This is a genomic window from Chryseobacterium sp. C3, from assembly GCF_014218905.1.
In the GTDB taxonomy this organism is placed as follows: Bacteria; Bacteroidota; Bacteroidia; order Flavobacteriales; family Weeksellaceae; genus Chryseobacterium; species Chryseobacterium mucoviscidosis.
This window is the reverse complement of record NZ_JACLCU010000005.1, coordinates 132,894-145,254: the sequence shown is the minus strand read 5'-3', so window position 1 is coordinate 145,254 and position 12,361 is coordinate 132,894. Positions and strand designations below refer to the sequence as shown.

Genomic DNA, 12,361 nt, shown 5'->3' with positions numbered 1-12,361 from the left:
AAAATTTTAACATCTTGGACAAAAATCTCATTCAAAGAACCTTATCAGGAATTGTTTACGTAGCAGTTATTATTCTTTGTACCACTCCGCTTGGAGCCAATTTAATCAACAGTATTTCGCCGGATCTCGTGAAGCAGCAGTATCTGTATTACGGATTAATCACTCTTTTAATGGGAGTCGGTTCTTGGGAATGTTTTAAAATCATGAAATTCGGGAAAGGCTATGAACGGTTTGTTGTTTTTCCTTTGGTAATTTTTATTTTTTATGTCTTCTCGAAAAGGTATTTCAATTTTGATTTCTTTTTTGATTTCAGGCTCAGTGAAATCCTTGCGATGGTTCTTATCGTGATTGCTGCTGTTACATTATTTAAATTCCCGAACGAATTATATTTTGACAGCGGAAAGCTTATTTTCACCGTAATTTATGTGGCGCTGCCTTTCAGCTTTGCTTTGGGACTTCCTAAATTTACAAGCTATGACGACAGTTTTTCTTTAGAAGTTCTGTTTCTGTTCATCCTGATCTGGAGCAGCGATACCTTTGCTTATTTAACCGGAAAATTCTTCGGAAAACATAAAATGGCGCCTAAAATTTCTCCTAAAAAAACATGGGAAGGTTATATTGGCGGTGTTGTTCTTACTTTAATCCTGTCTTACTTTGTAGAATATTATCATCCGGATCTTCGCGGAAACTGGATGGTAGTAGGTTTTCTGGTTGCTACCTTCGCGCCGATCGGGGATTTGGTAGAAAGCCAACTGAAAAGAAATTTCGCCGTGAAAGACAGCGGAAACATCATTCCGGGACATGGAGGTGTATTAGACAGGCTGGATAGTTTCATTATTTGTGTTCCTGTCGTATATTTGTACTTTATTTTAGAAAAATTTATTTAATCTCATGAAATTACACAGAGAATCAAAAGGAACCATTACCGTTGCCACCATTCTGTTCATCATTTTGGGCGCATTGGCGATTTATTTTCTTGAAATGTGGTCGTTGGTGATCATTCTGCCATTACTGGTAATCTACAGTTTAGTATTTTGGTTCTTCAGAGTTCCGAATCGTGAAATTCTCGATCACAAAGAGAATGTAATTGCTCCGGTAGACGGAAAAGTGGTAATGATAAAAGAAGTAGAAGAGGATGAGTTTATCAAAGGAAAAGCCATTCAGGTTTCTATCTTTATGTCTCCGCTGAATGTTCATATCTGCCGATATCCGGTTTCAGGAAACGTAATTTATAAGAAATATCATCCGGGAAAATATCTTGTAGCGTGGCATGAAAAGTCTTCTACGGAAAACGAAAGAACAACCGTTGCAGTGGAAAGTTTAACCAATCATAAAGTGGTTTTCAGACAGATTGCAGGATATGTTGCGAGAAGAATCGTTTTCTACTGTAATGAGGGCGATACGGCAAAAGCGGGACACGAGTTCGGTTTCATTAAGTTCGGTTCCAGAATGGACGTATTTCTTCCGTTAGATACAGAAATTGTATGTAAAATTGGTGACATTACGAAAGGAGGTCTTGATGTGATCGCCAGAATGAAGGAAGAATAGAATCTGATACAAAATTATTATAATACAGGAGAGGTTTTTTTAGCCTCTCTTTTTGTTTTTTTAAGAGTTTGCACAGTCTTTTATTACGCTTTACTACGCATACGTATAATTGAGTGGAGGCATAGTGTGTAAAAGATCCTCTGATCTGCTAACTTTACCTTTAATTGACACCAGACAATTTACCGATAATTTCGATGTATTACTTTATTGGAATTTATTCTTCAATGTAAAAATCGGGGTTTTAAGATGTTTGGGTTGAAGGTAAAAATAGTTTATCAGGTTTTAGTATATTTGCAATATTGAATTTAAAGTACTAAACGATAAATTCAGTTCTAAAAAAACACACTCAATGATTTACAAATTTTTCTTCCATAAAGGAGAAAAAGTGGATAATTCTGAAAATGGTTATGATCAGTTAATTAATCGCTATTTACTTTTTCTTTTTTTTATATTTTTATTTTACTCTCTTTTTATAATTACTTTTTACAGGGATATTATTGCTTCTGTTTTCCTGATCATCATTACCCTATTCTGGATATTGATGATCTCAATTGAAGATAAGGTAAAAAAGTCTCATAAGAATATCAAGATAACAGTTACCAGCATTCTTGTATTCCTTACTCTTATTGTAAGCTTTTTTAATATCTATACATCAAAAATGGCTGGGATAGAATATTTCTATTTCAGTATTCTGTTTGCCATACCTCTTTTCTTCAATTACCGTAAAGACAAGATTGAAATTTATTTTTTAGCTCTGTTCATCAGCTTTAATTTTATTATCTGTCTTTATTATGATTTTAGCTTTTTACCGAGAAGCAAATTTTTACAAAACAAAGATTACATTACCATAAAACTCATTAATATTTTATTTTCTATCGTTTCTTTTTTAATAGATATGGTATTTATAAGCCAGAAAGATGAACTTATCAACGGATTAATGAAAAACACAAAAATTAAGGATTCAACAATTGAAGATCTTATAAAAACCAATACTCAGCTCATGAAAAACCAGATGTTGGTAAATCATCTTACGGACGAAAATATTGAGGAAATATTCAGACTGGCAGAGAAAAATTCAGTTTTGTTTTTTGAGAGATTTCAAATCTTTTTTCCGGGTTTCATCCCCGCTATTTTAGAGATTAATCCTAACCTCATTCATTCAGAACTCTATTTTTGTGCATTAATGAAACTGGATTTCGATACGAAAAAAATTGCCCAGTGTACCAATAACAGCATAAGAGCCGTAGAAAGTAAAAAGTACAGAATACGAAAAAAACTGAATATTCCTTCCGATATTAATATCAACAGCTTTCTTCTTAAAATATAAGACCATGCAGTTTTCAGATTTTTATCATCCGGAATTCTGAATTTGTGTTAAAATGTTAATAATGTGTGAGTTTTACTACGCGTGAGTAACATTGCGTATCAAAAATTTTGTTACATCATTTTTACAGAGACTAATTTTGCAGAGATTATAATCTTTATTTAAAATTTTAATCTAAAAATAAAAAATGATGAATACAAAAATTACCAGATGTTTAGCAAGAACATTACTGATTGTTCTGTTCTTTGCTTTTGAAAATTTTTTTTCGCAGTACAACGGAGCAGTAGGGATCAATACTTCTTCGCCCAATACTAATTCTGTTCTGGACATTGTTTCAGGAAATAGCAATAAGGGAATTCTCATTCCGCGTCTTACAGAAACTCAGCGAAATGCGATAGTCATCAACTCGGCAAATGATGATGGTCTTACGGTTTACAATACCACAGAAGACTGCCTGAACTATTGGAGCCTTGCAGATAATGAATGGAAAAGCGTCTGCGGACAGATAGGAAAATCGGTTTTTACAATCGATTGTTCTAACACAAAAGCTGTGGGAAGTTACGTAAAAGGAAAAGAATTAACAACATCCAATTACCTTAGTGTGACGGTAAATGTTACTAAAATAGGAAATTATACGATTATGGGCACCACAACTAACGGTTATAATTTTTATGGAACAGGAGTTTTTTTGAACACAGGTATACAAACAATACAAATTCCGGGACAGGGAACTCCTGCCGCGATACAAACAGACACAATACAGCTTTCTGCCAATGGGGTTGATGTTACGTGTACACCACCAGTTACGATTACTGTTCTAAGCCCTGCAGCAACCTATACAATGAGTTGTGGAAAAGCAATAGTAAATGGTGTATATAAAGTAGGAACGCCTCTCACGGCTTCAAATACAATAACATTGCCTGTAAATGTTACTTCTCTGGGAAGTTACACGATTACCACTAATACAGTTGATGGAATTTCTTTTAGTGGTTCCGGAACTTTTACAGCAACTGGAAATCAAAACATTACTTTACAAGGAACGGGCACGCCTACTTCTACTTCGGTTAAAACAATTACCATAACTTCTGATAGCCAAGGTGGTGTATCTACAACATGTACGGTAAGTGTAGTTGTAGTTATACCAATTAAAAGATTACTCGCAGTAGGGACTTCAGAAAATGTATATGGGTATAATTTTTCAGGAATAGCAGCATCTGGACGAATGATTAGTACAGCCTCAAATTTTGGGACTACAGCAACAAGTGTAGTAAAAGCAGAAGGGTTTACAAGAATTAATGGTGGAAATAGTCCTAGTATTGCTCAGTTGCAAGGTTGGCTTTCTGGTTCAAGTCCTGTTGATATTATGGTTATAGGATATTCATGGGCACCTTCTGATGCTGAAGCAGATATTATTGCAGATTATTTGGTGAAAGGAGGAGTTGTTTTGGCATTCAGTGAATCCAATGCAGGTATGCAAAGACTTTTTAGGTATGTATTTAATGATAATACCATTACAACAGGTGGTGTAAATGCAGCGGGTGCTTTGTACAGACTTCCTGTAATTAATGATGAAATTATAAACGGACCTTTTGGTGATGCAAGAGGCAAGACTTGGGGAGAAGATGCTTCAGCAACTACTTATGCATCAGGTATTCCTTCCAGCGAAATAGATATATATTCTACAGATTCTGATTTATCACAGGCTTCACCTGGAGGTACAGCAGGAAGAGTCACTGCATTTAAGCATAAAACACTGAATTTCATATGGATTGGTGATGGTGGTTTTAATTCAAATTGTGGTGCTTCTGATACTATTTGTCCTTTTGAAGTAAACGGAAGTAATTTGCCGGTTGTTAAAACTTCTTATGGAAGAGGAGGAGATGCATTAGATCAGGATGTTTATAATTCAATTATCTCTGCGAATGCTTTTGCATGGGCAATAAAACAAGCTGAATTTAATGGAATAAATACACAATAAAGAATATAATAGTCACAATTATATAGTTTTTAAAGGTCGCTTCTGCATCGTTCATGTTGCAGAAGCTTTTGTTTTGTAGAAATAATAAGCTTAAATGAAGCCATAATTGGAAATTTGAAAACCTGACTCATAAAGATATTGGTTTTTAATCTTGCATTGAAACTGAATCCGTTTAATAAAAAAAATTGATTGTCCGTTTATTAATCTAAAGCTTCGACAGGCTCAGCTTGACATCGTTAGAAATCAAGTGTTTAGTATTAGAGGTGTCACACTGAGCTTGTCGAAGTGCCTGTTATAAATAATTGATTTTCATATCAGTGCATAGTAATAGGTTGTTTAAAGGATATTCAAATAAAAAAAAGAGTATTCCTCAGGTTTTAACCCTTTCGAAATACTCTTTCTTAATTTTATTGTAAACAGAATTAATCGAAATTCTGCAATTCTACAAGTTTGTGATAAACACCTTTTTTCGCGATAAGATCGTGATGGGTTCCCTGTTCTACAATATCCCCTTTTTCCATTACCACAATCCAGTCCGCTTTCTGAATGGTAGAAAGTCTGTGGGCAATAACCAAAGACGTTCTGTTTTCCATCATTTTTTCCAGTGCATCCTGAACAAATCTTTCCGATTCGGTGTCCAAAGCAGAAGTCGCTTCATCCAGAATCATAATCGGTGGATTTTTCAGTACGGCTCTTGCGATGGAAACCCTCTGTTTCTGTCCTCCTGAAAGCTTTCCTCCGTCATCTCCGATGTTAGAATCATATCCATCCGGAAGATTTGTGATAAAGTTATCTGCATTGGCAATTTTGGCTGCTGCAATTACCTCTTCTCTGGTGGCTTCAGGTTTCCCCATCAGAATATTATTGTACACCGTATCATTAAATAATACAGATTCCTGGGTAACCATCCCGAGAAGCTTACGGTATTCTTTTAACCTTAAATTTTTAATATTTACCCCATCAATCAGAATTTCCCCTTCGGAAACATCATAAAATCTTGCCAGAAGATTCGCGATCGTTGTTTTTCCGCTTCCGCTTTGTCCGACAAGAGCTACCGTTTTTCCTTTTGGAATACTCAAAGAGAAATTTTTAAGAATGGCGTGTTCTTTATCATAATAAAAACCGATATTTTTAAACTCAATAGCTGTATTAAGCGTCGAAATACTTACAGGATTAGCAACTTCTTCAATTTTTACATCAGCTTCAAGAATTTCCAAAACCCTATGCAAAGAAGCTTCTCCTTTCTGCACGTTTGAAATCGACTGCGATAAACTTTTTACCGGAGGTAAAATCTGGAAAAACATTCCTAAAAAAACTAAAAAATCCTGTGGCGCAATGCTGTGTTCCACAACAATCTGCTTTCCGCCATACCATGCAATGATTAAGAAGGTAACAGAGCCCAGAAATTCGCTGATTGGTGACGCGAGTTCTTTCTTTCTTCCCAATCGTATCGAACTGTCGATCCATCTCTGCATAGAACCCATAAAACGGTTATCCATGATCTTTTCTGCGCTGAAAATCTTAATTACTTTTGAAGACTTTAAAGTTTCATCAACAATAGAAAATATCGTTCCCATTTCATTCTGGGCTTCGTGAGAATCTTTTTTAAGACTTTTCCCGATTAACGCGATTAAAGTTCCCATCACCGGTAAAACCAGAAGGGAAAAAAGTGTTAATTCAGAACTTAGCAGGAACAAACTTATTAAGGTACTCACAAGCATAAACGGAGCATTAATCAGCTCTACCAAACTTCCTAAAATACTGCCTTCAACTTCGCCTACGTCATTAGACATACGCGACATCATATCTCCTTTTCTGCTCTCTGTAAAAAATGAAACCGGCAAAGCTAAAACCTTACGGTACATTTCTCCGCGCAGATCTTTTGTAACGCCTACACGATAATTAATCAACAGGAAAGATCCTAAATACCTGAAAAGGTTCCTCAATAAAAACATAAATGCTGTGATGACGCAGAGCCATGCTAAAACATTCAGCGTACCATAATCATCCACTAAAGTCTGGATGTAGTAATTGGAGTAGTTTTTCAGATAAGGAAATAAATCTGTAAGGTTTCCGGAATAAACAGGCGGAGATTCAAAATCTTCTCTTTTAATAGTTCCGAAAAGCATTCCCAAAACAGGAAGAATGGTTCCTAAAGAAGCAATCTGAAATACAGAATATAATAAGTTGAAAAATAAACTTCCGAAAATGTATTTCTGGTGTGGTTTGGCGAATTTTAATATTTTTTTATATTCGTTCATTCAATGAAAAAATTGGATAGCAAAATTACGTAATTAAAATGATAAGACGTTTTTAATCGACTTTTACTTTATAATAAGTTGATGTACCACATATTTTGTTACAGATTTTCGTGCAGATATTTCTCAGAAAAAACAAAGCCACCCGAAGAAAGGTGGCTTTAGATATCGAATTTTAAAATTTCACTTTATCGTTATACTTCGGTTCAAAATTCTTTGGCGAAAGTTTGTCTAAAGTCTTCCCGAAATTATTGATGATGGTGGTTAAATTCTCGAAATCCACCACATTTACATCATCGTTTTCATGATGATAATGCGTCGCTTTCGTCATATCAACCGTAGAAAAAGAATGCGCGATAATTTTTTTCTTAACGAAACTCACATTGTCTGATCGGTAGAAAAGCTGTTCTGAAGCATAAGGATCAGGATTTATTTTTAACCCGTTTGCCGCATTTTTATTAAACAATTCATCAAGATCCGAAAATTCATCGCCCGTCATAAACAAAGCGTTTTTTCCGAATGCAGATTCTGTTGCCACCATTTCAAAATTAAACAGCGCAGTCATTTTATCATAAATCGGATTTAAATTCTCGTCCTTTGAAATGGCTCTGGAACCCAACATTCCTTTTTCCTCTCCGTTAAATGCCATGAAGACCAAAGAAAACTCAGGTTTTTTATTTTTGAAATAATCTGCAATTCCTACCAGAGTGGTAATTCCGCTTGCATCATCATCGGCTCCGTTGTAAATATTGTCTTTAGGATTATTGCTGGTTCCGATATGATCAAAATGTCCGGAAAATCCTAAGAATTTTTCTGTTTTACCTTTTTTAACGCCGCATACATTATACACGGTTTTTCCCTTGTATTCAAAAGGAACGAGATAAGAATTTCCGGTACAGAAATCTAAATTGTTTTCTTTAAAAAGCTTTGCGATATAATTGGCGGCGTTATCATTTTCAGCAGTTCCGATTTCTCTGCCTTTCATTTCATCGGAAGCCAGAGTTGCAAGCACAGTTTGCACTCTTTCCGTCGAAACTTCCTGTGCAAAAGAAAATATTGAAAAGAGCGAAAAAGTAAGATAAGTGAGTTTTTTCATTTTTAATAATTTATAAACAATCTGTCGCAATATAAACGGAAATGTTGCACGGAAAATATATTCAGTTGAAAAATAATAGGAATACATCTCCTAAAGACGAATAATTCTGAAAATACACAAATAAAAAAACAGCTCCTAAAAGAAGCTGTTCTCACTCAAAAAATCGTTGTAAGGTTATCGAAGTCTGTCTACAGATTTTACGAGCCTCTCATCTTTTTTGATGTAAATGTTTGCTATAAGCAGACAGATCACCGCAATTAATGAGAAAACCGGCTCAATACCCTTCTCAGGAAAATCTATTCCTCCGGATAATTTTAGTAACCAGTACATCAATACACCAATCAACAAAGCGTTTATAATAATGCTGATGTTATTCAGCAGAATTTGTCTTTTTCTGTTTTTAAAGCTGAAAATACTGAGTACTCCCACCAAAACAAGGATAATACATCCGATATTAATCACAGGAAAGCTGTCTGAAATAACAACATCTTCTCCTGTAATGAACAGAAATACAGCAGCCAACACTGCTAAAAAAGTCCATATAGTCTGTATTCTTTGTAGCATTGAATATTTAATTCTACGCAAAAGTAATATAAATTTTGCACAATTCAAAAATAAGTGTAGATTTGCATTATACGAATGTACTTGAAAACAACAGTCACCTGACTTACTTTTCTTATTCACAATTAATTACATTTTTTACACTAAATATGTTTAACATTGAAACGTTAAGGTCAAAATCCGTAACGGAACTGACTAAAATCTTAAAGGATTTGGGCGTTAAAGTGGCAAGAAACAGCACTGAAAATGACAAAATCTTTGCAATTCTTGACTTTCAGGCCTCCAATCCAAAAGTAGCAAAAGAATATTTCAACGCTACTGAAATCAGTACGAATACTGAAGAAAAACCGGCAGAAAAACCTGCGAAGGCTCCTGCCAGAAAAGCGGCTCCGAAAAAAACGGCAGCAAAGACAAAAGCTGAAGCGAAACCTGTGGAAGAAACAAAACCTAAAGCAGAAGAAAAAGCAGAAGCCAAAGTAAAAGAACCCGTTTCTGAAGAACAAAAATCTGAAGAAACCAAAGCGGAACCTGCAGCAGCAACAGAAGAACAGACTGCAGCAGCACAAGCTAAGAAAAAGAGGAAAAGAGTTTCTCCTGCCAATACAACCAATGCAGAAGCGCCTCAGGAAAAAACAGAAGCTCCAAAAAACACAGAATCTCAGGAAGCTGCTCCAGCAGAAGAAAAGCCGAATAATACTCCTCAACATCAGGCTAGATCCCCAAAAGGACAAAACACCAATCCGAACAACAACGGAAACCAGCATAGAAACCAAAACCATAACCAAAATCCGAATCAAAACCAAAACCAGCATCAGAATAAGCAGCAACAGCAGCATTCTGAAAGAGCGGAGGAACAGCACGAAGCTCCTAAAAAGGAATTCAGTTTCGACGGAATGGTAAGTATTGAAGGGGTTTTGGAAATTTTACCGGACAATTACGGATTCTTACGTTCTTCAGACTTCAGTTATATCTCTTCACCGGACGACGTATACGTTTCTACGGCACAGATCAGAAATTACAGTCTTAAAACCGGAGATACCGTAAAAGGGATTGTAAGATTACCGAAAGAAGGAGAAAAGTATTTTTCCTTATTAAGACCCACAGAAGTTAACGGACGTGATCTTGCTTTCATTAAAGACCGTGTGGCTTTTGAATATTTAACGCCGCTTTTCCCACAGGAAAAATTCAATCTTGCCGGAAAAGGCTCTACTATTTCTACAAGAGTGGTGGATCTTTTCGCTCCCATCGGGAAAGGACAGAGAGCAATGATCGTAGCACAGCCGAAAACCGGTAAAACCATGTTGCTGAAAGATATTGCCAACTCTATCGCTGCCAATCATCCTGAAGTTTATATGATGGTTCTTCTGATCGACGAACGTCCGGAAGAAGTTACCGACATGGAAAGAAGCGTGAATGCAGAAGTTATTGCATCTACTTTTGATGAAGCGGCGGAAAAGCACGTAAAAGTGGCTAACCTTGTTCTGGCGAAAGCACAAAGAATGGTAGAATGTGGTCATGACGTAGTTATTTTATTAGACTCCATCACAAGACTGGCAAGAGCTTACAATACCGTAACGCCTGCTTCAGGTAAAGTTTTATCGGGAGGTGTTGATGCAAATGCACTCCATAAACCGAAAAGATTCTTCGGAGCGGCAAGAAAGATTGAAGGAGGAGGTTCTCTAACGATCATCGCAACAGCTCTTATCGATACCGGTTCTAAAATGGATGAGGTAATCTTTGAAGAATTTAAAGGAACAGGAAACATGGAACTTCAACTGGACAGAAAAATTGCCAACAGAAGAATTTATCCTGCAATTGATTTGGTGGCTTCAAGTACCCGTAGAGACGATCTGCTTCTGGATGAAGTTACTTCCCAGAGAATGTGGATTCTTAGAAAATACCTTTCTGAAATGAATCCAATCGAAGCAATGGAATTTGTAGACAAAAACATCAAAGGAACTTTGAATAACGAAGAATTCCTGATGTCAATGAATAAATAAATTGAATTTAATTTGTTAAGAGAAAGCACGGACGTTTAATGTTCGTGCTTTTTCGTTTTTAGTTTGAAATTAAATTATTTTTTTGAAGCTTTATCTCGCTTTCCGCACTCGCTATTTAATGATTTCGGCGGCGGCGGAGCCGCCGCCGAAATCATTAAATGAGCTCAGACAATTGCTGCAATCGAGGCTAGGGTTTTTGTATGATATTTCAATATTTCATTGGCTTCACAAAATTTGTGATCCTGAAAGAGTTTAATGAAAGATTAGAATAGAATCTGGAAAAATTCTTGTTAACTCTTTGGTTTGTTGTCAACTTTAAATCAAAAATAAATTTTTTAAAATTGATAAGCTTCCGTCATTAAACTTTCTTACCATAAAAATTTAATTCATTCTAAATCAATATATCAATGTTAAAGATTTATTAAAGTAATCCCCATTTTTTGAATATAGATTAAATAATGGCTAAATTTGGGTAATAACATTAAAAATAAAATTATGTCATTTGAATTACCAAAACTAGGATATGCTTACGATGCATTGGAGCCGACAATTGATGCAAGAACAATGGAAATCCACCATACAAAACATCATCAAGCATACGTAGACAATTTAAATAATGCGATTAAAGGAACTGATCTTGAAGGAAAAACTATTGAAGAAATCTGCCAGACAGGAATTGATAAACCAGCGGTAAGAAACAATGGAGGAGGACACTTTAATCACACTTTATTCTGGGAAATTTTAACTCCGGGCGGAAGCAAAGAACCGGTAGGAAACGTAAAAGCTGCTATTGAAGCTTACGGAGGTTTCGAAAAATTCAAAACAGATTTTTCTGATGCTGCTAAAACAAGATTCGGTTCAGGATGGGCTTGGCTGGTAAAAAATGCTGACGGTTCCGTTACTGTTTCTTCAACTCCGAATCAGGATAATCCGTTAATGCCGGTTGCAGACGTAAAAGGAATACCTATTTTGGGACTTGACGTTTGGGAGCACGCTTATTATTTAAACTACCAAAACAGAAGACCTGATTATGTTTCAGCATTCTTCGAAGTGGTAAACTGGGATAAAGTAGAAGAATTATTCAACAAATAATTTTCAACGGTTTATAAAAAAAAGGTTCAGAATTGCTCTGAACCTTTTTTAATATCTTGTGGTGTCACTTCCCGAAAGTCCGTTCATTTTCAGACCGTATTTCCAGTTTACATAAGCAAAAACCTGATACAGTTTGTATTCGAATTTAATACCGTATTTTTCCTTCGGATCATAATCAATCGAGGATTCAATGATGTTTCTGTATCGTCCGGAATTGTAATACGAATTCCATTCTGTGACCAGAAAAGTATTTCTGTTTTTCAGATAAGATTCAGAATACTGGCTGATTGGCTTTGCAATCGCATTCAGAAAATAATCAAACTGAGTATCGATTACCGTAAGATCCCATTCGCCATCATCATTTTTTGATGGTTTCATTTCCGACTTTTCTTTTTCATTCTTAGGATTGCTCTGTGCAGAACAATTGAATGAAAATAAAGAAAGTGTTAACAGTAAAACTAAATTTTTCATCTTATAAATTTACAAAAAAAAGACACTCAATCT

10 protein-coding genes are annotated in these 12,361 nt (G+C 35.6%); 6 read left to right on the top strand and 4 right to left on the bottom strand.

Translation table 11 applies throughout. The features are described 5' to 3' along the window. Positions 1-14 precede the first annotated feature (14 nt). From H6W53_RS12535 to H6W53_RS12520, 4 genes are all read left to right on the top strand, one after another. Positions 15-887: a phosphatidate cytidylyltransferase gene (locus H6W53_RS12535; protein ID WP_185207257.1), complete on the top strand. Its 873-nt coding sequence runs from the start codon at positions 15-17 to the stop codon at positions 885-887. Positions 888-891: 4 nt separating this feature from the next. Further along, a complete protein-coding gene (locus H6W53_RS12530) occupies positions 892-1,548 on the top strand; it encodes a phosphatidylserine decarboxylase family protein (RefSeq protein ID WP_108409246.1) in 657 nt (218 codons plus the stop codon). 349 nt (positions 1,549-1,897) lie between these two features. Beyond that, a complete protein-coding gene (locus H6W53_RS12525; protein WP_116099421.1) occupies positions 1,898-2,875 on the top strand; it encodes a helix-turn-helix transcriptional regulator in 978 nt (325 codons plus the stop codon). A gap of 184 nt (positions 2,876-3,059) precedes the next feature. Continuing rightward, positions 3,060-4,850, top strand: a complete 1,791-nt coding sequence (locus H6W53_RS12520; protein ID WP_123956579.1) for a hypothetical protein — start codon at positions 3,060-3,062, stop codon at positions 4,848-4,850. A gap of 422 nt (positions 4,851-5,272) precedes the next feature. Here the strand turns inward: H6W53_RS12520 and H6W53_RS12515 are convergent, their stop codons facing one another. The 3 genes from H6W53_RS12515 to H6W53_RS12505 all read right to left on the bottom strand — a co-directional run bounded on the left by H6W53_RS12515 (position 5,273) and on the right by H6W53_RS12505 (position 8,768). After that, positions 5,273-7,111, bottom strand: a complete 1,839-nt coding sequence (locus H6W53_RS12515) for an ABC transporter ATP-binding protein (RefSeq protein ID WP_185207255.1) — start codon at positions 7,109-7,111, stop codon at positions 5,273-5,275. A gap of 172 nt (positions 7,112-7,283) precedes the next feature. After that, positions 7,284-8,204 (bottom strand): M28 family peptidase, encoded by a 921-nt coding sequence (locus H6W53_RS12510; protein WP_185207253.1) that lies wholly within the window; start codon positions 8,202-8,204, stop codon positions 7,284-7,286. A gap of 174 nt (positions 8,205-8,378) precedes the next feature. Beyond that, on the bottom strand, positions 8,379-8,768 hold the full coding sequence (locus H6W53_RS12505) for a DUF4293 family protein (protein ID WP_108410436.1): 390 nt from the start codon (positions 8,766-8,768) through the stop codon (positions 8,379-8,381). Positions 8,769-8,914: 146 nt separating this feature from the next. Between H6W53_RS12505 and rho the strand changes: the two genes are divergently transcribed. Then, complete coding sequence (gene rho / locus H6W53_RS12500; protein WP_185207251.1) at positions 8,915-10,765, top strand: transcription termination factor Rho; 1,851 nt, start codon at positions 8,915-8,917, stop codon at positions 10,763-10,765. A 495-nt stretch (positions 10,766-11,260) separates the two neighbouring features. After that, positions 11,261-11,857 carry a superoxide dismutase gene (locus H6W53_RS12495; protein ID WP_194304471.1) on the top strand — a complete coding sequence of 199 codons (597 nt, stop codon included), beginning with the start codon at positions 11,261-11,263 and terminating at the stop codon, positions 11,855-11,857. A 48-nt stretch (positions 11,858-11,905) separates the two neighbouring features. Here H6W53_RS12495 and H6W53_RS12490 read toward each other — a convergent pair whose 3' ends face one another. Next, positions 11,906-12,328, bottom strand: a complete 423-nt coding sequence (locus tag H6W53_RS12490; RefSeq protein WP_185207249.1) for a DUF6146 family protein — start codon at positions 12,326-12,328, stop codon at positions 11,906-11,908. Positions 12,329-12,361 lie beyond the last annotated feature (33 nt).

Coding starts and splice junctions, on each gene's coding strand:
- H6W53_RS12530 (WP_108409246.1), top strand. CDS start 892: ATGAAATTACACAGAGAATCAAAAGGAACCATTACCGTTGCCACCATT.
- H6W53_RS12525 (WP_116099421.1), top strand. CDS start 1,898: ATGATTTACAAATTTTTCTTCCATAAAGGAGAAAAAGTGGATAATTCT.
- H6W53_RS12520 (WP_123956579.1), top strand. CDS start 3,060: ATGATGAATACAAAAATTACCAGATGTTTAGCAAGAACATTACTGATT.
- H6W53_RS12515 (WP_185207255.1), bottom strand. CDS start 7,111: ATGAACGAATATAAAAAAATATTAAAATTCGCCAAACCACACCAGAAA.
- H6W53_RS12510 (WP_185207253.1), bottom strand. CDS start 8,204: ATGAAAAAACTCACTTATCTTACTTTTTCGCTCTTTTCAATATTTTCT.
- H6W53_RS12505 (WP_108410436.1), bottom strand. CDS start 8,768: ATGCTACAAAGAATACAGACTATATGGACTTTTTTAGCAGTGTTGGCT.
- rho (WP_185207251.1), top strand. CDS start 8,915: ATGTTTAACATTGAAACGTTAAGGTCAAAATCCGTAACGGAACTGACT.
- H6W53_RS12495 (WP_194304471.1), top strand. CDS start 11,261: ATGTCATTTGAATTACCAAAACTAGGATATGCTTACGATGCATTGGAG.
- H6W53_RS12490 (WP_185207249.1), bottom strand. CDS start 12,328: ATGAAAAATTTAGTTTTACTGTTAACACTTTCTTTATTTTCATTCAAT.